At 58.2% G+C, this 22,701-nt stretch carries 20 protein-coding genes and 1 tRNA gene; 7 read left to right on the forward strand and 14 right to left on the reverse strand.

Features of this window, described 5'->3' with window-relative positions; genetic code table 11:
• Positions 1 to 27 precede the first annotated feature (27 nt).
• Complete coding sequence (locus ACFQY0_RS08805) at positions 28 to 444, forward strand: SufE family protein (RefSeq protein WP_379711408.1); 417 nt, start codon at positions 28 to 30, stop codon at positions 442 to 444.
• A 19-nt stretch (positions 445 to 463) separates the two neighbouring features.
• On the opposite strand, the gene ACFQY0_RS08810 is transcribed toward ACFQY0_RS08805, so the two are convergent.
• The 6 genes from ACFQY0_RS08810 to nusA form a co-directional block, all read right to left on the reverse strand.
• A complete protein-coding gene (locus tag ACFQY0_RS08810; RefSeq protein ID WP_379711409.1) occupies positions 464 to 1,363 on the reverse strand; it encodes a DUF808 domain-containing protein in 900 nt (299 codons plus the stop codon).
• Positions 1,364 to 1,416: 53 nt separating this feature from the next.
• Positions 1,417 to 2,409 carry a chorismate-binding protein gene (locus tag ACFQY0_RS08815; protein ID WP_379711500.1) on the reverse strand — a complete coding sequence of 331 codons (993 nt, stop codon included), beginning with the start codon at positions 2,407 to 2,409 and terminating at the stop codon, positions 1,417 to 1,419.
• The gene (locus ACFQY0_RS08820; protein WP_379711411.1) at positions 2,409 to 2,810 is read right to left on the reverse strand and encodes a hypothetical protein; all 402 of its coding nucleotides are present in this window, start codon (positions 2,808 to 2,810) and stop codon (positions 2,409 to 2,411) included. The genes ACFQY0_RS08815 and ACFQY0_RS08820 overlap by 1 nt, the downstream gene beginning before the upstream one ends.
• A gap of 54 nt (positions 2,811 to 2,864) precedes the next feature.
• Positions 2,865 to 3,233, reverse strand: coding sequence for a 30S ribosome-binding factor RbfA (gene rbfA / locus ACFQY0_RS08825; RefSeq protein ID WP_379711412.1), 369 nt, complete (start codon positions 3,231 to 3,233; stop codon positions 2,865 to 2,867).
• A 111-nt stretch (positions 3,234 to 3,344) separates the two neighbouring features.
• A complete protein-coding gene (gene infB / locus ACFQY0_RS08830; RefSeq protein ID WP_379711414.1) occupies positions 3,345 to 5,453 on the reverse strand; it encodes a translation initiation factor IF-2 in 2,109 nt (702 codons plus the stop codon).
• Positions 5,454 to 5,507: 54 nt separating this feature from the next.
• A complete protein-coding gene (gene nusA / locus ACFQY0_RS08835; protein ID WP_379711416.1) occupies positions 5,508 to 6,860 on the reverse strand; it encodes a transcription termination factor NusA in 1,353 nt (450 codons plus the stop codon).
• Positions 6,861 to 7,112: 252 nt separating this feature from the next.
• On the opposite strand from nusA, the gene ACFQY0_RS08840 reads away from it, so the two are divergent.
• Positions 7,113 to 7,784, forward strand: a complete 672-nt coding sequence (locus ACFQY0_RS08840; protein WP_379711418.1) for an HAD-IA family hydrolase — start codon at positions 7,113 to 7,115, stop codon at positions 7,782 to 7,784.
• Between the two features lie 62 nt (positions 7,785 to 7,846).
• Positions 7,847 to 7,919 (forward strand) — tRNA-Lys (locus tag ACFQY0_RS08845).
• A 381-nt stretch (positions 7,920 to 8,300) separates the two neighbouring features.
• On the opposite strand, the gene ACFQY0_RS08850 is transcribed toward ACFQY0_RS08845, so the two are convergent.
• The 7 genes from ACFQY0_RS08850 to ACFQY0_RS08880 all read right to left on the reverse strand — a co-directional run bounded on the left by ACFQY0_RS08850 (position 8,301) and on the right by ACFQY0_RS08880 (position 15,103).
• Entirely contained in the window at positions 8,301 to 10,118 is a 1,818-nt protein-coding gene (locus tag ACFQY0_RS08850; protein WP_379711420.1) for a coiled-coil domain-containing protein, read from the reverse strand.
• A gap of 2 nt (positions 10,119 to 10,120) precedes the next feature.
• Positions 10,121 to 10,717 carry a hypothetical protein gene (locus ACFQY0_RS08855; protein WP_379711422.1) on the reverse strand — a complete coding sequence of 199 codons (597 nt, stop codon included), beginning with the start codon at positions 10,715 to 10,717 and terminating at the stop codon, positions 10,121 to 10,123.
• A complete protein-coding gene (locus tag ACFQY0_RS08860) occupies positions 10,714 to 11,337 on the reverse strand; it encodes a hypothetical protein (RefSeq protein ID WP_379711423.1) in 624 nt (207 codons plus the stop codon). The genes ACFQY0_RS08855 and ACFQY0_RS08860 overlap by 4 nt, the downstream gene beginning before the upstream one ends.
• Positions 11,338 to 11,369: 32 nt before the next feature.
• Positions 11,370 to 12,107, reverse strand: a complete 738-nt coding sequence (locus ACFQY0_RS08865; RefSeq protein ID WP_379711424.1) for a hypothetical protein — start codon at positions 12,105 to 12,107, stop codon at positions 11,370 to 11,372.
• Positions 12,083 to 12,607, reverse strand: a complete 525-nt coding sequence (locus ACFQY0_RS08870) for a hypothetical protein (RefSeq protein ID WP_379711426.1) — start codon at positions 12,605 to 12,607, stop codon at positions 12,083 to 12,085. Before ACFQY0_RS08870 ends, ACFQY0_RS08865 begins: the two co-directional genes overlap by 25 nt.
• Before the next feature lie 443 nt (positions 12,608 to 13,050).
• Complete coding sequence (locus ACFQY0_RS08875; protein ID WP_379711427.1) at positions 13,051 to 14,793, reverse strand: hypothetical protein; 1,743 nt, start codon at positions 14,791 to 14,793, stop codon at positions 13,051 to 13,053.
• Between the two features lie 94 nt (positions 14,794 to 14,887).
• Positions 14,888 to 15,103: a hypothetical protein gene (locus ACFQY0_RS08880; protein WP_379711429.1), complete on the reverse strand. Its 216-nt coding sequence runs from the start codon at positions 15,101 to 15,103 to the stop codon at positions 14,888 to 14,890.
• A 118-nt stretch (positions 15,104 to 15,221) separates the two neighbouring features.
• Between ACFQY0_RS08880 and ACFQY0_RS08885 the strand changes: the two genes are divergently transcribed.
• Positions 15,222 to 16,172 (forward strand): hypothetical protein, encoded by a 951-nt coding sequence (locus ACFQY0_RS08885; protein ID WP_379711431.1) that lies wholly within the window; start codon positions 15,222 to 15,224, stop codon positions 16,170 to 16,172.
• Between the two features lie 250 nt (positions 16,173 to 16,422).
• Here ACFQY0_RS08885 and ACFQY0_RS08890 read toward each other — a convergent pair whose 3' ends face one another.
• Positions 16,423 to 17,637, reverse strand: a complete 1,215-nt coding sequence (locus ACFQY0_RS08890; RefSeq protein ID WP_379711433.1) for a tyrosine-type recombinase/integrase — start codon at positions 17,635 to 17,637, stop codon at positions 16,423 to 16,425.
• Between the two features lie 505 nt (positions 17,638 to 18,142).
• Between ACFQY0_RS08890 and ACFQY0_RS08895 the strand changes: the two genes are divergently transcribed.
• From ACFQY0_RS08895 to ACFQY0_RS08905, 3 genes are all read left to right on the forward strand, one after another.
• Positions 18,143 to 19,756 (forward strand): sulfatase family protein, encoded by a 1,614-nt coding sequence (locus tag ACFQY0_RS08895; protein ID WP_379711435.1) that lies wholly within the window; start codon positions 18,143 to 18,145, stop codon positions 19,754 to 19,756.
• A gap of 70 nt (positions 19,757 to 19,826) precedes the next feature.
• Positions 19,827 to 20,867: a family 16 glycosylhydrolase gene (locus ACFQY0_RS08900; protein ID WP_379711437.1), complete on the forward strand. Its 1,041-nt coding sequence runs from the start codon at positions 19,827 to 19,829 to the stop codon at positions 20,865 to 20,867.
• Positions 20,864 to 22,600 carry a sulfatase-like hydrolase/transferase gene (locus ACFQY0_RS08905; RefSeq protein ID WP_379711438.1) on the forward strand — a complete coding sequence of 579 codons (1,737 nt, stop codon included), beginning with the start codon at positions 20,864 to 20,866 and terminating at the stop codon, positions 22,598 to 22,600. Before ACFQY0_RS08900 ends, ACFQY0_RS08905 begins: the two co-directional genes overlap by 4 nt.
• Positions 22,601 to 22,701 lie beyond the last annotated feature (101 nt).

Below are 22,701 nucleotides of genomic sequence, written 5' to 3' on the forward strand. Positions count from 1 at the left end.
GCCATCCGGCCTTCCCATCCCCCCGGCATGAGCATTGCGGACAAACAGCAGCAGGTTCTCGAAGAGCTCGATCTCTTCCAAGACTGGCAGGAACGCTACGAATACGTCATCGGACTGGGCAAACAGCTCCCGCCGATGGACGAAAGCCTCCACACTCCGGATCGGCTCATTAAGGGCTGCCAGTCCCAGGTTTGGCTCGAAGCGAGCAGCTCGGAGGGAAACATCCACTTCCTCGCGGATTCCGACTCGGTCATCACCAAAGGCATGATCGCCCTTTTCGTCCGAGTGCTTGATGGCGAACCGGTCGATGAGGTGCTCACGGCCGACCTCTCCTTCATCGACAAGACCGGTCTCAAGGAGCATCTCGCTCCGACCCGCGCCAACGCCCTCAATCTGATGGCTACTCAGATGAAGCAGCGCGCGCTCGAGTTCGCCCAATCCTGAGGCACCGGGCTTTGCCGTTTCAGTGGGCCTTGCCCATGAGCTTGGTGATCGGGTGGACCACCGCCAGCACGACGGCTCCCGCCAGGATGCCGAATCCTCCGTTGAAGAGCATTGGCAGGAGCGTTCCTAACAGCGGTTCCATCCCGTGAGTGAGATGTTCGATCCAATGGTGAAGCACCGGAATCCCGTGAACGAGGATCTGCCCACCAACGAGAAACATCGCGATCGTTCCGAGGATCGAAAGTGTCTTCATCAGGAACGGTGCCGCCCAGAGAATCCCACGCCCGAGTTTCTGCACCGCTCCTGTCTTCTGACTCAGGAAAAGTCCGAGGTCATCGAGTTTCACAATGCAGGCCACCAGACCATACACGCCGAGCGTCATGATCAGGGCGATCGCGGAAAGGACCATGGCTTGAGTTGCGAAGGGCTTCGCCGCCACCACACCGAGTGAGATCACAATGATTTCAGCGGAAAGCACAAAGTCCGTGCGGATCGCACCTTTGACTTTGGCTTTTTCATCAAGCTCTCCAGCCGCCAGTTTCTCGATCTTTTGCTCCGCTTCCTCGACGCTTTTTTTCGAGCGGTGGAGAAAGTGGTGCACCAGTTTTTCGACACCTTCGTAGCATAGATACGCGCCTCCCAGCATCAGCAATGGAGTCACCGCGACCGGGGCAAACTTGTTCAGGGCCAGTGCCGCCGGCACCAGAATCAACTTGTTGACGAAAGAACCCTTCGCCACCGACCAGACCACCGGCAGCTCCCGATTTGCCACCACCCCGCTCACCTGCTGGGCATTGAGGGCAAGGTCGTCACCGAGGACCCCCGCAGTCTTTGAAGCCGCCTTCTTGGTCATCAGCGCGACGTCATCAAGGATCGTCGCAATGTCATCGAGAAGGGCGAACAAACTAGCACCGGCCATGCGGGATCATGCACCGATGTCCCGGCACTCAGGCAAGGATGATCTTGGCTAATTCACAGTCCGAAGCGGGCCTTGACTGCTTCACGTTTCAGCCGGAGTTCCCGCCACTCGTTGACCAGACGGCTCGCTTCGATCACCCCGCATCCCGCGGGAAGGCGCAGGTCGTTGTCATTCCACCAGACACCCCGGATCGCGACGATTGCCTGGAAGTCTCCATCGACCACAGCACCGAAGGGCGCACCAAACTCATCCGGGGCTCCCAGACGATTCCGCCACTCGATCAAGCGTGACATGGTTTCCTCGGTTCGGGGCAAGGGACCCAGTGCCGGTGTCGGGTGAAGCCGCCGAACCAGCGAAGGAATGCTGACGGCCTGCTCCAGCTCCACTTCGATCGGCGTGTGAAAATGGACGATGGATCCCAGCCCCATGATACCTCGTGGTCCCCGATGCAGTTCGCCGAGGTCGCCGAGCTTTGAAACCAGCGCCTGAGCGACAATTTCGTGCTCACGGATCTCCTTTTCATCCACTTCCAGCACCTCGCGCTCTTCAGCACGCGCCGTTCCGGCAAGGGCCATGGTCAGCACGCGGGTGCCTGATACGCGCAGTAAATACTCCGGAGACTGACCTGCAAAGCCATTGGCTCCGTCCTTGAAACCGTAGGAAACCAGGGGCTCAGGACAATCACCCGCTCCGAAGAGAGAACCTGAGTCACCTTCCAGCACCCTTCCCTTCTCGACCACAACTGGCACCGTCTTTTCAAAGGTCCCGCGACGAATCGAATCCGAAATTTCCTGAAACACTCCGGCGAAATCGGAAGCTTCCAGCGATTGCCAATCGATCGTCGTCGAGTGCTCCGTGAAAAACTCTTCACGCGAAACCCATTTCCAATTTGAAGGGACCAACCATGGCTTTGGATTACTCAGACCATAGCCATTCCGATAGAAAGCCACGCCACTTTCCGGCGGAGCAGGAAATGCCTCAAACGGTCCCTCACCCACCAGCACCCGGCCATCCGACCAGCCAAGATATGCCGCCTGTGAATCCATCAAGACGGCTCTCCTGGGTTTTGTCGATTCAGCTGCTCTCCCTGGGCGGCGATCAAACTCTCCAACTCCTCAACCCGATCCAGAATCTTTTTGGACCTGATCCCATGCATCGCAAACCCAATCACAAACACAAGCGAGCCCAGACCAGAGAAACCCGCCACGATCTGATAGATGGAGATGATCGATGTCATTCCCCCCACCTCGCTCAGGTTGGTGATCATCATCACCATGATCAGCAAGCTGAGAACCGATCCAATCGTTGTTAGAGCCGTTCCCGCCGCCATGCACCACCATGCGGGATTGCGGCCACCTTTTGCCAAAGCAACGACACCAACCCATTGCGCGATCAAAACCGGCAAGGCAAACAGAAACCCAAATCCGGCGTCAAACATCGAACTCATTCGGGAAAACCCTACCCACAGGATTTCGAGGGGTCAACGGAAGCCTCCAGAGGCTCAGCTTCCTTCCTCTTCCTCGGAATCGAGAGCCTTGGGGATCTTCTCCACTTCGTCGAGGAGGTTGACGATCTCGACACCGCGCTCGGCCGATCCGTCATGGCGAAATCTCAGAACCGGCGTCGACTTCAAGACAACCCGCTTCATCACTTTCGTCTGAATCGAACCGTGCTCACGATTCAATTTCTCGACCACCTTCTTCACATCCCCGGCGAGCACGCCCACCCAGACCGCAGCCTCCTTCAGGTCCTGGGTCGTCTCGACGGCATTTACCGTCACCAGCGCACCATTCCACTCATAGTCACGTTGGACCACGGTGCCGATTTCACGCTTCAGCAGTTCGTTGACTCGGGTAAGGCGGAGTGACATGGGAAAAGGACAAAAGACTTGAAGACAAAAGAAGCAAGGCTGGAAGTTCTGCGAATCAACACGGAAGGCTAGGTCTAGTCTTCCGTCTTATGTCTCGCAGTCTTCCGTCTCTTAAAGCGTCTGCGGGATTTTCTCGAGGGCGTAGCACTCGATGATGTCACCTTCCTGATAGTCGTTGAAGTCACCAAGTCGGATACCGCATTCGATACCCACCTTGACCTCCTCGACCTCTTCGGTGAAGCGACGCAGGGTCGACATCTTGCCATCGTAGACCGGAACGCCATCGCGGATGACGCGGGCGTGCGCCTTGCGCTGAACCTTGCCGTCCTTGATGTAGCAGCCACCAGCCTTGCCCTTGAGCACCTTGAAGACCTGCTTGACCTCGGCGTGTCCGAGAATCTTCTCGCGGGTGAGAGGCTCGAGCAAGCCGAGCATCGCTTCACGAACCTGATCGATCAGTTCGTAAACGACCGAGTAAAGTTTGATCTGCACGCCTTCGGATTTGGCGAGGCGGGCAGCCTTCGCTTCCACCTTGGTGTTGAATCCGATGACGATCGCATCGGACGAGCTGGCCATCTGCACATCGCCTTCGCTGATCGGACCGGCGGCTCCCGTGAGGAAGTTCGCGGTGACCTTGTCGGACTTGATGTCGAGAATGGCGTTCTTGATCGCTTCGATCGAACCCTGCACGTCGGTCTTGAGAATCAGCTTGAGCTGAGCCTTCGAACCACCGTCGGTGACGTGGCTGAAGAGGTCCTCCATGCGGCTCTTCTTCGGAATCGTGAGTCGTTCGGAGCGATGCTCCTCCTGACGCTCGGCCGAAAGCTTTTTGGCAGCGCGATCCGAGTCCATTTCGACAAGCTCGTCGCCCACACGTGGCAATTCTTCGAAACCGATGATCTCGACTGGAGTTCCCGGGGTTGCCGACTTGATCGATTCGCCACGGTCGTTGATCAGCGCTTTGACCTTGCCGCTGTAGGGACCGCAAATGAATGGCTTGCCCGTCTTGAGCGTGCCGGTTTCGACGATCGCGGATGCCACCGCACCACGACCTTGCTGAAGCTTGGCTTCGATGATGGCCGCGCGGGCATTGCCCTTCGGATTGGCCTTCAGTTCGAGGACTTCCGCCTGGAGGGCCAGCAGCTCGAGCAGGTCGTTCACGCCTGTTCCCTTGAGGGCGGAGATTTCCAGGCACTCGGTGTCTCCACCGAAGTCGACCGTTTGCAGACCTTTCTCGGCAAGCTGCGACTTGACGTTCATCGGATTGGCACCCGGCACATCGATCTTGTTGATCGCAACGATGATGGTCTTCTTCGCACGCTTGGCGTGCTCGATGGCCTCGATCGTCTGGGGCATCAATCCATCGTCCGCAGCAACCACCAGCACCACGATGTCCGTGATATCGGCACCGCGGGCACGCATCCCGGAGAAAATGGCGTGGCCTGGCGTATCAATGAAAGTAATCGGCTTGCCGTCATACTCCACCTTGTAGGCACCGATGTGCTGCGTGATGCCGCCGGCTTCACCCGCAGTGATCCGCGAGTCACGAATGCGGTCGAGCAGGGTCGTCTTGCCGTGATCGACGTGACCCATGATGGTGATGATGGGCGGACGGAGATGAAGGACTTCTTCCGGTTCGTCTTCCGGAGCTTCCGGCTCGGCGACGACCTCCTCCTGCTTGTGGACACCGCCACCCTTTTCGCGTTTTTCGCGCTCAAAGACGAAGCCGTGAATCTCACAAACCTGAGCGGCAATATCCGGCTCGATCGCTTGATGAGGGGCCACGAAAACCTGCAGCTTGATCAGATCCGCAAGGAGCTGGAATGGCTTCAGATTCATCAGTCCCGCCAGATCGGCGACAATGATGGGAGGCTTGATGCTGATGACATTGCCATCGCTGACTCCGCTGCTCGCTTCATCCGCTTTCGGAGCGCTTGGTGCCGGGCTTGCCGCTACCGGTGCCGGCTCCACGACGGGCTCGTCGGGTTCCAGCAACTTTGAAATTGAGGGAAGAACCTTCTTACCCGACTGGCCGGTTTTCCTGACCTTGGGCTTCTTCTCCTCAGCGAAGGGGTCGTAGGCGGCCTTCTTGGCATCTTCTACCGTTTTTACCTGAGATGCCTCCTGACGCTGCCGTTCACGACGTGACGGCGCTTTCTTCTCTCCGATCAAATCGAGAGCTTTGCGTTTTACGGGCTTCTTGTCGCTATCTTCGGGCATCAGGCGTATTATTGCGTTCTTACTAAGGGATTTCTTGAGAATTTCAAAGAGGCTTTAGCCCTCCTTGCTTTCGGCAGCTGGCTCATCGGCTTCGGCAGTTTCCTCCGTTGCCGCTGGAGCGTCACCAGTGAGGTAATCAGGCAGTTCGCGGCCGACCACTCCGTGCGCTCGTGTCAGGATGTCTTTCGAGCGCTCTTCTGGAACTTCCAGAACGGTGCAAATGTATTCGACGGGCATGTCGACCACCATTTCGGGGCTCATCCCACCTGCCGCGAAAAGTTTGGCAGCCAGTTCGTCGTCGATTCCGAGCTGCTCGGCCACTGAATGGGCGGCATCGGCAATCTTTGCTTCAAACTGCTCCTTCTTGCTTTCGTCTTTGCGAACCTGCACATCCCAGCCCATCAGGCGGGAGGAAAGTCGGGCATTCTGACCACGACGACCAATCGCCTTGCTCAGGTCTTCTTCGTCGACGGTAACAAGCACCACTCGCTTGTCTTCATCAACGGTGATGCTGCGCAGAGTCGCAGGCTTGAGGGCTTCGCGAACGAATTCCTCAGGGTCCTCACTCCAGCGAATGATGTCGACCTTCTCGTTGTTGAGCTCGCGGACGATGTTCTTCACCCGCGCGCCCTTCATGCCGACACAGGCACCGACGGGGTCAACCTTGGGGTCGTTGCTCCACACCGCTACCTTCGTCCGGTAGCCGGCCTCACGGGCGATGCCGCGGATTTCCACGGTGTGATCGGAAATCTCATTCACTTCGGCTTCGAACAAGCGACGCACAAAGTTCGGGTGACTGCGGGAAAGAATGATCTCAGGTCCGCGGCCTTCGTTTTCAACTGCGACGACGTAGGCACGGATGCGGTCACCGATGTTGTACTCTTCCGTCTGAACGCGCTCACGGGATGGCATCACGCCCTCGAACTTGCCGAGGTCGAGCATCACATCACTGCGGTCAAAGCGGCGGACAGTTCCGGATACGACGTCACCGGCGCGATCCTTGAACTCCTCGTAAATCATTTCCTTCTCAGCCTGACGCAAACGCTGCATCATCGTCTGCTTGGCGGTCTGAACGGCGATGCGGCCGAAGTCCTTCGGTGTCACGTCGAACTCCATCTCACCATCGAGCTGAGCCTCCGGGTCACGCTTTGAAGCCAGCTTCATCGGCACCTCGTTGAACTTGTCGACATAGTCGTCGTCCGCCACCACCCGCAGCGTGGCGTGAATCCGGGTTTCGCCTCGCTTCGTATCCACCTCAGCGCGCAACACTTCGATCGCATCAGCGCCTGGAACCATCTTGCGGTAGGCGGAAATGAAGGCGTACTCGAGCGCGGCAACGACCTTGTCACGGTCGATGCCTTTCTCTTTCTCGTAATAATCGATGAGAGCGACGATGTCGTTGGTCATAGCTTGGCTTGAGGCAGAAAAGGAGATGTCTAGAGACGCAAAAGAGTGGGTTTTCGCCCACTCCGCTTTTGCGCCGGAAGTTTGATCGCCGGAGGCTCTATTGCGGAACGCCTTGAGTTGCAAGCCCAATCTCCTGATACCAAGGGGCAAGGAGACGCTTTTCTCAGCGGCCTGAAAGGTCCCACCAGCACGAGCCCATGATTTGACCTCGCCCGACTCGACCCGCGACTTGTTCTTCTTCAAGCTCCTTCCGTGATCCAAGCCCTCTTCCTTGATGCTGCCGGCACTCTGATCGAGCCTGCCGAACCCGTCGCCGAAACCTACGCCCAGCTGCTTTCCCCTCATTTAGGCACCCTCACGCCCGCCGAACTGGCCCACTCGTTCCGATCAGCCATCAGATCCGCAGGAATTCCGCAATACGAAGGCCACCCGGATGGCCACCCGGATGGCGACCAGGCCGAGCGCCAGTGGTGGCGCGACATCGTCGAGCTCACCGTCGGGAAGCCCGTCGCCGACCCCGTCTTTCACCATCTTTTCGAGCACTACGCCCAGCCTCAGGCCTGGAGGATTTTTCCCGAAGTCGCTGAATGCCTATCGGAAATTCGGCAACTTGGTCTGCGCGCGGCCGTGGTCTCCAACTTCGATCTCCGACTCCATCCCCTCCTGAAAAGTTTCGGCCTGGAATTCGAACAGGTGGTGAGCTCCGCGGATGCCCGGGCGCGCAAGCCCTCGCCCGTCATCTTTGAGCATGCCCTGCAGCTGATGCGGCTCCGCCCTGAAGAAGTGCTTCATGTGGGTGACTCCAAAGGGGCCGACCTCATCGGGGCACAGGAAGCCGGAATTCGTGCCTTCCTGATCGAGCGGCCCAGGACGGATCTTCGAGACTTTCTTGAGTGGGTCCGACAATCTCTTCCAAAAGGATAGGAATTTTATCTTGCCAAAAGTTCAGCCCCCCCCTACCCCCTCCCCGCCCCACGGCGAAAGACGCGCGGATAGCTCAGTTGGTAGAGCACTCGGCTTTTAACCGATCGGTCCTGGGTTCGAATCCCAGTCCGCGTACTTTCTCGCTTAAGGAGTTACAAACTCCTCACCTTCGTCTTGGACAAGGTTTTTGGACAAAACCCTGCGTTTGGAACGGCTTTTTATGGGACCCAGTCCCCCTTCGGACAGATCTCCTCAATATTTTTACGACGGCGTGGCCGGGCTCGGGATACGATAAAGCCCTCAGGACGTATCCCGAGGGCTCTTGGAACCGCAGACAATCGGTTTCGTGTGAAGCTCTTTCGAACCTAACTTTGGGCTAGTGTCAAAGCAGCCTCATAGTCAGAAAAAACCCGGCGTAGCTCGATGAACTACGCCGGGAGAACACGAGATGGTCGTTACCGACCTGTTTTTGGGTGTGTATTACGAGATATCCGCTCCTGCGGTGGTGTCAAATTTTCATCGCGCCTGGAGCCGTTCCCAGACTGCAAGCTGCCGCTCCTGAAGATCCGTCATCTTCGCGAGGTAGTCCTCTTCTTTCCCTGGAGCGGCATCGCGGGGACGTTGACTTCGTTCCCGCCCACGGCGCTGGAGTTCGCTTCGAAGGTAGGCACCACCTGAGTTCAGAGTGGCACCACTCCGCAGGCCGACGCTTCCGGCGTATTGGCGGATCTTGCTGCCGCCTTCATTCCTTGCGGCATTGCCCTCATGCTCAAGCCTGAGCTTCCGGCGGAGCATCTCCAGGGCTTTGTCCTCACTGATCTCCAGATCCTTGGCCAGGCGCACAGCATCCCGCCGCAATCGCAACTCCTCCCGGAGGGCATTCGCCTCCTCGGTTCGGCCTTGATGCTCGAGTTCTGAAACGCGCATTTCACCAGCGAAATCTCCCCGGCGTTGATCACGAGCCATCCGCCGTTCAGACTCTTCCTTCGCTTTCTGGCGCGCCTCCTCGGCTTCGCGGATTTCCTCCGCAGCCGCTCGCGCTTTTTCATCTTTGGATGCCAGCTTCGCTGCCAGGGCTTCCCGTTCACGGAGCACTTCGAGGGCTGCTGTTTCGAGTTTAAGAGCCCGGCGTTTCTCGTCCGTCGATCGGTAAAGGTTGCTCAGTTCCTCATCGAGCAGCCGCATCCGCACACGGGCCAGATCCGCTGCCGTTCTCGCATCCTCCAGTTGCGCGACCTTATCGGGCCGGAACTCGGAATCCGCAAAATGCTTCAGCATTCCGGCGAACATGCTATCAGAGGTTTCAACGCCTGCCTTCTCGCGCTCAGAGCGGAATTGCTTTGTTAGTTCCAGGGCGCGGGCTTGAGCCGCCACGCGCTCATCCTCCAATTCCTGAAGGCGCTCCATCGTCTTCTCCTCCGCCGCCATGCGCCCTTCCAGTATCCGCGCCCGCTCTTGATCCACAGCCAACTCACGCTGGGAAATCTGAAGCTCCTTTTCAGCAGCTGAAGAACCATCCAGCCGCAGCGCGGCGATACGCTGATCGAGGGTGAAGCGGGCCTGCCTCGTCTCCTGGGCAGCTCGGCTCACCTCGAGGAAGTCCTTCATCTTCGCCGCCGCCTCCTCAAGTTGAGGTTCTTGAGCCCCACCGCCCACCGTCACGAACGGCGATGCACCATTGCGGGCATCGCGGATCGCGGATCCGCGCTCATGGAGCTTCGCCAAGGCTTCGTTGAGGTTGTAAACCGCAACCGCCGAAACGGAGACCGCGCCGGCCAGTCCGGCTGTGCCCCCCATCATCATCACCATGCCGGGGAGGTTGTTCATGACGCCGCGGAACCCATACTGAGCATCTTCCACTGCCCGGGACAGCTCCAGGAACGCCAGACCGGCATTCCCGGCCTTCTTCCCAGCACCCTGGACAGCATCGCCCGTCCTCACGATCGCACTCGTCGAACCTTGGGTAGCCTGGAAAGCCGCCCGCGCTTGCCGCTGATTCGCCAGGACCACCTCTTGCCGCGCAAGTTGCTTCAGTAGCTCGGCCTTTTTCCGGAGCATCACCATTGCCGCCTGTTCGGATAGACCGGTCTGCTTCGCCAGGCGGAGCGCCTGCTCTTTGAGCCGGATCGATTCACGGATTGCCTGCGCCGCCTGCTGCTGGCCATTGGCCTCCAGCTTGAGCGCGCGGAGTTCATCGAGCGCGGCACGCGCATTGCGTTTCCGGGACTCCTCCAGCTTCGTTGTGTAGGACTTGACGACAGAAGATGCCTTCTCGAACTCCGTGCGCATGTCGCTGGAGTCCGCCGTCAGAACCGTTTTGATAACCTCGGCCATAATTATTCCTCTTCTGGTTGTTCAGGCGGGGTGGGCGCTTCGAACTGCTCCTTGAATCGAAGCTCAAACACCAAACTCGACAAGCCGGTATCTTTAAAGCCACGCACGACATCATCGCAGTTGCCCGCCTTCCGGCCCACGCGGATTGAGCCATCCTGCGCCATGACCAGCCAATCAAGCTTCCGCGTGGAGATCACCACGCCGCCGGCGGTATACATCGAAACCGCCGCCTCCATGTCCGCCTCCAGCTCATCACGCGCCCGCTGCTGCCGGGCGAGTTCCTCTTCTCGCAAGTCTCGCAGCACCTTGAAGAACTCCTCCAAGGGCACGAGCCCTTGGCGAGCTGTCAGTCGATAATCGGGATCGAGCGCATTCCATGCGAGGGTGGAGAACTTCCGGCCCTCGGCGACGGCGATTCCACCGCGCCACTCTGCCAAGGCAGCGCGCCGCGCTTCCAAGCCATCGGCTGAAACGGCGAGCAGTTGCGGAAGCCCCAGCTCGGCCGCAGCTTCAGCGGCCTCCAGATCATCGACAAGATACCGATTCGTAAGTTCGGCATCGATGCGTTGAAGCCGGTCAAGTTGATCGGGGTCTGTCATAGCACGGAGGTTGCTGCTGGTTGTTCAGGCTGGCTGATCGGATCAAATTGCCGCTTCAGGCGGAACTCGAACTGCATGCACGCCTCGCCGGCCTCTTGAAAGGCCCGCACGGTATCGCGGCAATCGACCGTTTTCCGACCAACGCGGATCTCTCCGGATTCGCTCATTACGAGCCAGCTCAAATTCCTCCGGGAAAGCTCCGTGCCATCAAAGGAAAATTTGGAAATCGCCTTATCGAGACGAGACTGTAGCGCCTGCCGCTCCTGATGATGACGGTCGAACTCGGCGGCTCGCAAATCTCGGAGCTTCGTGAAGAGCTCCGACAAGGGCACGAGCCCCTGTTGAGCCTTCAGTCGATAGCCAGGATCAAGCGCGTTCCACGCTTCCGGGGAATATTGCGTGCCCTCAGAGACGGCGATCCGGGCACGCCATTTTTCGAGTGCGGCCCGGCGAACTTTTACACCAGCCGCCGCCAGCGGGATCAGGTCCGAAAGTCCGAACGACGCGGCGCATTCAGCCGCGACGAGGTCATCGCCGGCAAGATATCGATTCTCGAGCTCGTTGTCGATATGTTGCAGGCGGTCGAGATTCCGGGATGTTTGTGGAGATAATGGATTCATGATGATGTCTGCGTTTGTATTCTGGTAGATTGTTATCGCGCACGGCGGTTGATCTCCGCTGCCAGCTTGTAGCGCTGGGCCGGGGTGGTCTCATCCGATGCCATCGCTCGGCTAAGCTCCTCCCGGCTCGCATTCGAGCCCTTCTCGATGACGAGAGCCGGAAAGCTCGTGTCCCACGTGAGTAGAGGCTTTCTCGCCTTCGGCCGGAGCGCATGCTGGGCCGCGAAGGCTTCCGCTACTTCATCATCACCACCGGGAAGGGTTTTGCGGCGCGCGAGTTCTTTGGTCACGGTGCCCCGCTCCATCGACGTGAGAGTAGCGTCGGACAGACAGGCCACCAGATCGCCAGTCTTCGCGGAAGTCAGCACGGCTTGCCGGGCCGAAGCCTCAGCCTTCGCTGCTGTGTGCATCGCCGCCGAAATCTTCGAAGCTTCCAGGTATCGAGCACGGGCACCGGCAGCGAGCGAGGGTGCCTTCTCAGGCTGGCTCCTAGGCGGGGAGATCTCGCTAGTATCGGGCTGGAGTTCATCGAGGACCGGTTCTTCCTCTTCCGCCGGTGTCGGCTTCGAGGTCTCCTTCGGATCAGGGGAGGTCAGCTTCCTTTCGAGCTGCCCCAGCTCCGCCTTGGCCTTGCGATTGTTCCGCCCGGTCGCCAGGTTCCCCATGCCCAGAGACATGAGTTTGTCCTTCATCGCGATGAGCGATTCGAGTGACTGGCGGGCGCGGTCCAAGGTGGTATTCTTAGCTAGTTTTGCGTTTGCGGTTTCCATAAATTCGGATTGACTGTGTATTTTTCATCTGCGGATTCCCCCGCGAAAATTTGCGTCGCTCGAACCAGCATGACGCGGACATCATCGGGCTCGATGTTAGAGATATGGCAGCGACGGCTACCGAGCTGCATTTCGACACCCAGCCCCTTCTCCTCGTCGCCAGAGATGCTCCACGAAACGGACCGCTCCTCGAGCCACCCCAGCACATTTTGAGAAGTCGGCGGCCCGTCACCTTCAAAGCGCTCAAGAGTGAATCGATTCAACAGTGACTGGCCGGCCAGTTTCGCTGCCCGCAGGATTCCAACCGGCACGCGCTGCCTTTGGTGACGTAGCCACCACCCGACTAGGGCAGCGGGATCATCCAGTGGGCACAGATCACGCTTCTGCACTCCCATCTGGCGCCATCGCTTGATCGTCCGTTGGCTCTTCCCATACCAGGCCGAATAATCCTCCAGGGTCCGTTCGGACTTTGCTACTTTTCCGGGTTCCTCAGCCATCACACCTAGGGGCCATGTCAATCCCCACGGGGCCAAAAAAAAACTGCACCCTTTTCGCTCGTTTGGGCTGCAAGCTCCCGCTGCCTGCAGGGGGTAGAGCTGTTCAAAAGATTCCTTACCCCCCCTCCATCCCAAAAACTTCACCGGCCAACCCCAGCAAAAACAAGGGTTTCGGCCCTTGGGTGTAGGGTTTGCAGGGGGTGTAGGGTTTTCAGTCATGCTTCTGTCACTAGGGGGCTAGGGCTTTCCCGCTCTGACACCGTTTACCCCTTCACCCCCTTCACCCTCTACACCCTCCCTAGAAGAAAGAGGGTCAGAAGGTGTAGGGGTGGAACGATGAATGAAGGGATAGGCTACACCAATCAAAGCAGCTACCCCCCGCCCCACCCGGTAACCCTTCACCGGTGTATGGTATAGTTCCCAACAGGGGGGCGCGGGGGGAAGGATCATACACCACCCAGAATCTCCACAGTGGTGCGCCACCCGTGCTTCTCGCGCCGGTCGCCGAAACGGACGCGCTTCCCATCAACCTCGAAGTTGGCCTTACCCATCCGCTTTTTGATGAGCTTACCCCAGGCTACCTCCTGCCTTCCATCGAGGTAACCTTTATCCACAGCATGTCGGACAAGATCACCGGTCAGACCCTCCTTCCTGATTGTGAGACTCACCCCATCTTGTCGCTCGCCAACAACCTCCTGGAAAACTTCATTCCGCCGCGCGATCTCCGCCAAATCACGCCTATCAAACTTCCGCCGAATGACGCCATCCTCATCAGGGAGATCCCCCGACTGTTCGATCTCCTCAACGACCTTTTCGATAAACTTTTGGAATTCCAGATCCTCAGCAGTGGCTCGGCACGGCCGAGTCGACTTCACGCATGGATCCTCGAAAAGATTGGCCGTCACGATTCCACCCAGCAGCTCAGTGAACGGCTGGAACGATGCTAGCGCAGTCGGCCCAGCAGGCCTTCCCTTCGCCCACCACACACGCACCAGAGCCCACAGGGCTGCCAATGCCTCCGCACGCCACTCCGGAGACCTCATCTGACTATCGGTCAGATACGGCGTCGTAATTACTCGGCTATTTGGATCCCCCGGCTCTTCAAGCGAGCATACAAGAAACCGACGAACTGAATCCCCCTCAAGCTCGGTGTCGTTACCAGTCAGGAAGATCAGGAGGCGGTTGTCAGCTTCATAGGTGTCATGGCCACCCATTGAACGGCCGACTGATTCAGTTGACGTCATCATCTGCTCCACCGTTGGCGAGTTCAGTCCACCTCGTAAGTTGTCGACCAAGATATACTCTCGGCCGCTACGCTGAAACGCCTCGAGTTCTTTGTCCCAATCTTCCGCCGATTTCTTCTTCGCCACCTTCGCGTGACCATAGACCGCGCAGAGCGCGGCTTGGGCCATTACAGTTTTTCCCGATCCGGATTCATTCGCGTCCCACAGGAAGCCAGGCCTCAAGCCAAAACCGCCTGGAAGATATCTGATGAACGGAGCGAGCATCGCTGCAACGTGCACGGCAAAACTACGGTCATCAGCAACTGGAAATTCCCCAAATGTCCGCCTAAACCAACTCTGGCCGACTGCCAGATCCAGATCCAGATCGAATTCAATGTGAGAAGGCACCGTATAAGACTGAGTCTCCTCGTCGTAACCTTCTGGCAATAGAGTCAGCTCTTCCTCACAGTGAGAGAAATTATAGAATGTCTTACCATTATTTTGCACGGTTTCCTGCAGTTCCCCATCGGTCAACTTACGAATCACCGGAAGACGCACGTCATTCACCCCTGTTAGCGGACGCAACCACATCCGGAAACTCTCACTCACGAGGACCGCCGCCGCGTCCTGCTCCCGAAGAGTTCCCACGACGGGCTTTCCATCTTCATCGAACTTGTGAGCAATGACTACATGCCCATTGATCCAGGTTCGGAAGATTTTCGGCGTCATCTCGCAAAGACGCCATCGGTGATCAAAATACACCACCTGCCCATTCTCCTTCAGAAAGATGTCCAGCTTCCGGCAATACTCTCCGATCCTCTGCGCCACGCGGTTCAGATCCGACTCATACATCACAACCGCCGCAGATGCACCGGACTTCATATTGACTCCGATCGCGGCAGCCTCCGCCCCGAGTCCCAACTGATTTTGAATGCTCCCTTCAGGAACTTTATTTTTATCACTCATATCTCGTGTTCGTTTCGTTCCTCATCACACACACACCCGATCCAACTCGGCACTCACCGAGCCGAAAGACATCACCCAACACACCCAGGGCGATTCACCGACGGATCAGGGTCGCTCGGACCTCAGTTGGAGAGTAGAACACCCGCCCGCCTACTCGGACGCACGGCACCCGGCCCAAGGCTTTTTGCCCATAGAGCCACCGGACCGATGGACGGCTTGAACTATCAAATAGGGCATCGAGCAGGCCGTTCGCATCGACCAGCTTCTCCTCCGGCATCATCGGTTGTTCATCTTTTGTGAATTCGCTCATACGCCTTTGCGCGGGTGTCAATTCTTCACCCTCTTGGCAAATCAGTGAAACCTAGTGAAACCGCCGGAAAACCTAGGATTTGACAAACAGGCGCGGAATTTAATACGCTGTGCCGCGTATGAATCCCGCAGAAATGCCCTTCGGCGAGTGCCTCCCAGAGCACATCATCCACCACGAGCGTGGAAGGGCTCGATTCTACGCCATCATCGCCCGTGATGACGACAACTCCGCCGCCATCGCACCGGATGACGCCGGCGAAGTGTCCCTCGTCATCTTGACCGCTGGGGGTTCCGCTACCATCACAGGACCCGAGAGAACCCGCTGCCTCAAGAAATGGCTCCAGCATCTCCGCACCGGGTATCAGCCCAAGCTCAACTGGCAGCGTTTCGCCGATGAAGTATCGATACCAAAACGAACCCTCGAAGCCCTTCCTGACCAAGGCCGCGCCTTCCCATGGAGCCGCGCCATGAAGCTCGTCGACTACCAAGCCACCCGCTTCCTTGCCACCGTCGAAAGCGACGAGCTCCGCCAAGCCCTAATCCTCCCCGCCGACGATCGCAGGAGACTTTCCCCTGGTGCCTATCGGGAGATCCTCAAAGTGCCGAAGGAGTATCACCCGGACGCTATCAAGCTGCTGCTGCACAGTGGGACCGACATCGGCCCCTTTGATGCTGTGGCTGCCAAGGACATACTGAGACGGAACTTGCTCGAACCGAAGGCGGCAGAGGCCGCGTGGAACGAAGGCAAGCCCCAACTGGCGAAGGATTGGAAGTCGAGTCTTGGAGAATGGTTGCATCCTCGCCAGAGGAACGACCTATTGGTGAGGGTTGCGGCGTGGGAGGATCGAGACCGCGTGCGAGGGTTAAGATCACCAGAAGACCGGGTGGAGCTGAAGGCCCTGCCGACGGCACCGAAAATGCCCGGAGGCCTCCGCTGGATACACCTAGCAGTGAAGCACGGCCACCCGGTCACAATCGTTCCAGATCCTGAGTGCAAGGAAGGCAGCCGCGCCGTCATCGACCCCACGCGGCTCCGACTGGCGGAGGAAGCGGCCACCCGCGCGCATTAGATTCTCTCTCGCGCGCGCGGGGCACCCCTAGAGGCTATCGAGGAAAGCGCGGACCTCTGGGGCGGCTCATTCTGGACTCACCAGAAGCCGCCCCACTCGATCCGAAGATCAGATCGAGCTTACCGGCCATCTCTGGCCGGCGCTTCAGTAGCGATTCAATGAGGGCCGCCCGGAGTTGCAGCGCCTCGGAATCGGTAGGCTCCGGAGATTTCGGATTGTAGTGGTAGTTCATTCTTTTCGGTTCTTGGTATTACAGATCTTTCATCACCCGCCCCAGCTGCTCGGAATACTCCTCATCCGTCAGCAGCCCCTCCTCACGCAGCGCCTTGAGTTCCAGCAGTCTCTCCCGTAACGGCCGCGCCGTAGTCGGCGACGTCGCCGGCGGCTCCTCAACAAGCTCTTGCGCCGCGCTCCCCTTCTCGATCGCACCCGTTACCACCTTGAAGCGCGCATAGTGCTTCCACGCCGTTTTGGGATCGATGCCCATCCACGCCGCGACCTGCTCGATCGACGCGCCGGCGCTCACCCTGTTAGACCCAAACGAGCGCCGGAGATCGTGGAACACCGCGTGACTGAATCCCTGTTCCGCTAGGAAATTATCCAGCCGCTTGCGGAAATCGTATCGGTAGCCCTGCCGCCCCCACGTCAGCTTCTTCGGCTTGATCAGATACGGCCCCGGCACTCCATGCGTCTGGAACCACTGCCGCAATTCGGAAACCAGCTCGATCGACACACCTTTCCGCTTCCCCGTCGCTCCCTTGCGTTTCCAGGTCCCATCCGCCTCCGCTGCTGGAATCGTGATCACGCCCCGCTTCACGTCCACCCACTCCTTCCGCGCCGCATCCACCTCTCCCTTGCGAAGGCCCGCCTCAGCCGATAGCAGAATGATCAGTTCCAACTCTGGGTCCTTCCTCTCTCGCGCAGCATCGAGCAACTGCCGAATCTCCTTCGGCTCCAGGAACACGTCCCTGGTCACCACGTCCACCTTCTCCGCCTCCACCCCCACGCATGGATCGATGTAGAGCCGCCGCTCCCGCATCAGCCATCGCGTGAAAGCCCGCAGATCGATCAGATAATTTGCCGCCGTCTTCGAGGCTCGATTCGCCCGCAACCCCTCGACCCATCGGATCACCTTGTCTTGAGTCAGCTCACTTGGAGACGCCACCCCCATATCCTTCCCCGCCTTCAGCAACACCGTCCGCCTGGTCATGCCATACTTCCTCGAGAGATTCCCCCGCGCCACCGCCGCCGCTCTGTAAGCCTCCACCTCCTGCTCCCATTTTCCCGCCAACAGCAACTCAGGATTCCGGGAAAACTCCACCGCCCGCGCTATTGCCTCCTGCTCCGAGTGAGCATCGAAGAGCACCGTCACCGTCCGCCCCTCCTGCGTTTTTCTCCATCGCCATTTCCGGCCATGACGATCGAGGCCACGGAAGGGGGATTTTCGCTTTTTTGGGGTAGCCATAGCTGGACAGTTTTCTTGGACATATCACCCCCGAAATTGTCCAAAAGCGACCTAATCGCGGAGTGATAATCAGGGTTATCACACGCCTAAACCCCCATTTCAAGCCACATCTGCGCCAATATCTGGGAGGAACATAAACCTTTTAACCGATCGGTCCTGGGTTCGAATCCCAGTCCGCGTACTTTCTTTCTTTCTTTCTTTCTCTTCCTCTTTCTCTTTCTCCGCTGAAATGCAGCGTTGAGACCCCTCCCGTGGTTGTGCAGAGCACGGCTTGAGATTCAGACTCCACCTTGTCGGTGTCGGCTCAGCTGATGATGACGGAGCTTCACTGATTCTCCTGATAAGATAGGCTCGGCACCAGCGTCACTATCCTCAGCAATGAGAGCCGGCCCCCTGCTCGCCATTTCCAGCTGAAAGCACGTTGTCCTTTCGACGGGTCTCAACCGACTCCTCACCAAGGAGCACCCATCAGCCTCCTTCACCCCAGAAAATCACTCCCGACCTTATGCTATCTCCCGAAATTGTAGACAGACCACCATCGAAGTCGAATGATCGTCGTTTCGCGATTTTCCGAGTCGCGGCGAAGAAGTCCTTCGCACCGATGCTATTCGCCACCGTGATGTTCGTGCAGATGGCCTCGTCCGCTGAGGGTCAGCAGGCAGGCGTCCTGGAAAAGCCTAACATCGTCTTCATTCTCGCCGACGACCTGGGCCTTGGAGACCTCAGTTACCACGCCCGTCACATTCAGAAAAGGAAACCGATATTTGAAACTCCGAACATTGATGCTCTGGCAGAGAGTGGGCTCTGGTTTACCGACGGCCATTCCGCCACCGCCCTCTGCGCGCCGACCCGCTACGCAGTCATGAGCGGCAACAACAACTACCGCTCCTACGCCCCGCCCGGCGTCTGGAGCAGCTTCGCACCCTCCGCCTTCAAGCCCGGTGAGGTTACCCTCGGCAGTGTGGTTCGGGACGCCGGCTATTACACCGGCTTCATCGGTAAATGGCATCTCGGTGGCGACTTTCACATTCCCGGAAGCCAGGCCATCTACCGTGGTGCCAAAAGCGGTGACCTCATCGGCAAGGTCGAACTCAGCAGATGGGCGGGCAGCGGTCCGAAAGATTGCGGCTTCGACTATGATTTCACCACTCCCTGCGGAATCCAGGGCCCCCTTTATCTCCTTTATGAAAACGAGCAGTGGTTCCCATTGGAGAAGGACTCGAAGATCGTTCATCTCACCGAGAGAAACGCCATCAATCCGAAGGACGTCAGCGACAAGGGCACCGGCCCCGGCGACTCCAACTGGGACACCCGCAAGATTGGCGACCTGCTCTCATCGAAAGCTGTCGAGTTCATCCGCATCGGTGCTGAGAAGGATGAACCCTTCTTCCTCTACTACTGCTCGCCGATGGTGCACGTGCCGCACTGCCCTCCCGACACATTCGATGGCCATAAGATCAAAGGCAGCACGCCGAGCCACCATCTCGACATGGTCGTCGAACTCGACCTCCAAGTGAAACGCATCGTCGACGCCCTCAAAGCCAGCGGCGAATTCGACAACACACTGATAGTCTTCAGCTCCGACAACGGCGGCTTGACCGACGGCCCCGCCGCCAAGAGCCATGGCTATGCGCCCGGCGGCGGATGGAGCGGCAGCAAAAACCGTCCTCTCGAAGGCGGACACCGCGTGCCCACCTTCGCGGTTTGGCCAGGCCATATCAAACCGGGCACGACCGACGAACTAGCCGTCAACCAGGACATGGTCGCCACCTTCGCCGCACTCGTCGGCACCAAAATCCCAAAAGGACAGGCTCTGGACTCCAACAACCTTCTGCCACTTCTCACCGGCAAAGGCAGCTTCCATCCACGTGAGTTCTGGGTCAATCAGGCAGGGGCAAATCAGGAACTGATGCTGCGCAAGATGCCATGGAAACTTGTCATCCAGAGCGACTTCAAGCGCAGCAAGTACGAACCCAAGGCGCTCTATCACCTCAAGCATGACCCTCGTGAGTCGAAGGACCTCATCAACAACCCCGAGTTCAAGGAAGTCGTCGATCAGTTGTTCGCCGAATACATGGACATCCTGAACTCCGGTCGCCCGACCGTTCCAAGCCCGTAGCCGAAAAGAATTCTGCAATTTTGACGAAAACCCGAAATTTCCTATCCCGAAAACCTGTATGACATCTCCTATGATTTTCCCCACTCAATCCAACCTGACGCCATGGCTCAATGCCACCGCCCGTGTGGCAAGCGGAGTCCTCCTCGCTGCGGTGACGTCCGTTCAGGCGGAACCGAAGGAAGCCTCCAGTGCCCATAAGCCCGGACCCTACCAACTCGCCATCGAACACATTGCCAATCTCCCGAAGCCTCCAGAAGGTTTCAGGTGGGCGGTGAACCCGGATTTCTCGGATGAGTTCAGCGGTCCTCAACTCGATTCTAACAAGTGGCACGACAAAAGCCCCTACTGGACCAACGGTCGTCCGCCAGCCACCTTCAAGGCAGAGAATGTCAGCGTCGAGAACGGCCTGCTCCGCATCCGCAATACGAAGCTCGATCCCACCGAAGGCAACGATGGCAAACCCGGTGATAGGTATTCCTATGCCGGTGGGGCGGTCGCTTCAAAAAACGACCAGGCCCATTTTGGCTACTATGAAACCCGTATGAAGGCGTCGCTTAGCACGATGTCTTCGACTTTCTGGCTCAAGAACCTTCCGAAGGAGATTCGCTACATTGGCGAAAACGGCGAACTCGTCCGCGAGCATCATCGCCAGGAACTCGACATCATTGAAAGCGTCGGTGCACCGACCCGCTTCAAGGACTGGGACAAGCAGTTCAATGCCAACACCCACTACTCCATCAATGTCCGGGGCAGCGGAAGCCCACCGAATGCCAGCGTTGGCACACCGAAGGGAGGCGCAGGAAAAATCGCACCCTCGGCCGAGGATTTCCACACCTACGGACTCTGGTGGATCGATGCCACTACCATGAAATTCTACTACGATGGTAAGTTCCTGTTCACCATCAACCCTTCGACCGCCTACAATCCCCAACCTTTCTCGCGACCGATGTACATGCACCTCGTCACCGAAACCTACGACTGGGAACCCGGTCTGCCCACGGACGATGACCTCGCGGACCCAGGGAAAAACAGCACCTACTACGATTGGGTGCGGTCCTACATCCTGGTCCGAGCGAACGACATCGCGAAGCCGACCAAAAAGAGTTCATGAATCTAACAGTCACACTTCATGGCATCCTGGCGGCCTTTGCCATTGTCGCTCCCACCCTCGTTCAGGCGGTGGAGAAGCCGAATATCGTGCTCATCCTCATCGATGACCTCAGCCACTACGGTGTCACCGCTTACGGTGCCGATCGCCTCAGTCATTTCTCAGGGGAGTTCAAGAACGCCCCTTTCAGCACGCCCAACATCGACCGCCTCGCCGCCGAAGGCCTGCGTTGCAATCATGCCTTTGCCTACCCGCTCTGTGAAAATACTCGCATCGCCCTGATGAGCGGGCAGACCAACGATCGGAACCTCCTCAAGGTCAAATCCCAGCACCAATCCGACATCACCTTTGGCGACGTGTTCAAGCAGGCCGGCTACGCCACCGGCATCTACGGCAAGTGGAAGCAAACCCGCGGCACCAGGGAAATCCCCGGCAAAAAATACATCTCGCAGTTCGGCTGGGACGACTACTGCTGCTTCGATGTCGTCACTGCCAATCAACGATTCATCAATCCCGACCTGGTGATCAATGGCGAAACCGTCAATTACAATGGCCGCAAGGACCTCGACCCCGAAACCGGACGCCGCTGGTATGGTCCGGATATCTGCAACCGCCAGGCGCTCAAATTCATCGAGACGAACAAGGACAAGCCCTTCTTCCTCTACTACCCGATGATCCTCGTCCACGACGAGCACAAGCCGACGCCCGACACCCAACCGCATTCCATTTTCGACACCATCGACGAGGACCAGAAGGTGGATGAACACAAGTTCTTCCCCGACATGATCGAATACATGGACAAGCTCATCGGCAATGTCGTCGCCAAGCTCGACGAACACGGCCTGCGTGAGAACACCCTCATCATCGTCATGGGCGACAACGGTACCAAGGAGCCCTTCATCCACGTCCTTCCCGATGGCCGCGAATACAACGGCGGCAAGGGCGGAAACAAGGACAACGGCTTGCACGTTCCGCTGGTCCTGTCATGGCTCGGAAAAATCCCGGAGTCGAAGACGTACGATGGACTCGTCGACGTCGTCGACATCTACCCGACCATTGCCGAAGCCGCCGACGTCGAAATCCCTGACAAGCCAAAGATCGACGGCATCAGCTTTTGGCCGCAAGCCACTGGCAAACCCGGCGAAGCACGCAAGGTCATCTACACCTGGTTCAACGGCAACCAGCCCATCGAGGACCATACAAAGCTCCTCAAGTATGCCTTCACCAAGGACTTCAAACGCTACGCCCCCAGCAAACTTTTCCCGGAGGGCCGCTTCTTCGACCTCCGCAGCGATCCCCTCGAAGATGCCGGCGACAAGAAGATCAAAACCGGCTGGGTCCACTACCAAAGCAGCGGACTCCTGTTAGAGGCCCTCGATCAGGAGCAGAAAGCCGCCTACCTGGCCCTCGGAAAAGTGATCGACGCCCACGACTTCCAGCACGTCGAAGGCCTCAAAATCACGACCGGAAACCATCAGCTCAAGAAGCACGAAAGCAAGCAACTCGCCTGGGAGATCCTCCCCGCCGACGCAACCCGCCAGAACGTCATCTGGGAATCCAGCGACCCGAAGGTCGCCAGCGTCGACAAGTTCGGCGTCCTCCACGCCCATGCTCCCGGCGAAGTAAAGGTCACTCTCTATTCCTGGGACGACGCCATGCCCCAGGCCTCCGGAAATGCCCCCACATTCCGTCGCGACGGCCTGCGGGACACCATCGCTGTCACCGTCGGCAAATAGCGGGCTTCTGAGATCATTCTCGGAAAACGGGGTGACTCCGAGACCTGCAAGCAGCCTTGGCAGAACACACGAAGCCACAAGACCCCGAAAACAGATTGTAT

Origin of the sequence: Haloferula chungangensis, assembly GCF_042664875.1 — a bacterium.
GTDB lineage: Bacteria > Verrucomicrobiota > Verrucomicrobiia > Verrucomicrobiales > Akkermansiaceae > Haloferula > Haloferula chungangensis.

Bases quoted from the DNA above. Each gene is read 5' to 3' on its own strand.
- ACFQY0_RS08805 (WP_379711408.1), top strand. From the start codon at position 28: ATGAGCATTGCGGACAAACAGCAGCAGGTTCTCGAAGAGCTCGATCTC.
- ACFQY0_RS08810 (WP_379711409.1), bottom strand. From the start codon at position 1,363: ATGGCCGGTGCTAGTTTGTTCGCCCTTCTCGATGACATTGCGACGATC.
- ACFQY0_RS08815 (WP_379711500.1), bottom strand. From the start codon at position 2,409: ATGGATTCACAGGCGGCATATCTTGGCTGGTCGGATGGCCGGGTGCTG.
- ACFQY0_RS08820 (WP_379711411.1), bottom strand. From the start codon at position 2,810: ATGAGTTCGATGTTTGACGCCGGATTTGGGTTTCTGTTTGCCTTGCCG.
- rbfA (WP_379711412.1), bottom strand. From the start codon at position 3,233: ATGTCACTCCGCCTTACCCGAGTCAACGAACTGCTGAAGCGTGAAATC.
- infB (WP_379711414.1), bottom strand. From the start codon at position 5,453: ATGCCCGAAGATAGCGACAAGAAGCCCGTAAAACGCAAAGCTCTCGAT.
- nusA (WP_379711416.1), bottom strand. From the start codon at position 6,860: ATGACCAACGACATCGTCGCTCTCATCGATTATTACGAGAAAGAGAAA.
- ACFQY0_RS08850 (WP_379711420.1), bottom strand. From the start codon at position 10,118: ATGGCCGAGGTTATCAAAACGGTTCTGACGGCGGACTCCAGCGACATG.
- ACFQY0_RS08855 (WP_379711422.1), bottom strand. From the start codon at position 10,717: ATGACAGACCCCGATCAACTTGACCGGCTTCAACGCATCGATGCCGAA.
- ACFQY0_RS08860 (WP_379711423.1), bottom strand. From the start codon at position 11,337: ATGAATCCATTATCTCCACAAACATCCCGGAATCTCGACCGCCTGCAA.
- ACFQY0_RS08865 (WP_379711424.1), bottom strand. From the start codon at position 12,107: ATGGAAACCGCAAACGCAAAACTAGCTAAGAATACCACCTTGGACCGC.
- ACFQY0_RS08875 (WP_379711427.1), bottom strand. From the start codon at position 14,793: ATGAGTGATAAAAATAAAGTTCCTGAAGGGAGCATTCAAAATCAGTTG.
- ACFQY0_RS08880 (WP_379711429.1), bottom strand. From the start codon at position 15,103: ATGAGCGAATTCACAAAAGATGAACAACCGATGATGCCGGAGGAGAAG.
- ACFQY0_RS08885 (WP_379711431.1), top strand. From the start codon at position 15,222: ATGAATCCCGCAGAAATGCCCTTCGGCGAGTGCCTCCCAGAGCACATC.
- ACFQY0_RS08890 (WP_379711433.1), bottom strand. From the start codon at position 17,637: ATGGCTACCCCAAAAAAGCGAAAATCCCCCTTCCGTGGCCTCGATCGT.
- ACFQY0_RS08895 (WP_379711435.1), top strand. From the start codon at position 18,143: ATGCTATCTCCCGAAATTGTAGACAGACCACCATCGAAGTCGAATGAT.
- ACFQY0_RS08900 (WP_379711437.1), top strand. From the start codon at position 19,827: ATGATTTTCCCCACTCAATCCAACCTGACGCCATGGCTCAATGCCACC.
- ACFQY0_RS08905 (WP_379711438.1), top strand. From the start codon at position 20,864: ATGAATCTAACAGTCACACTTCATGGCATCCTGGCGGCCTTTGCCATT.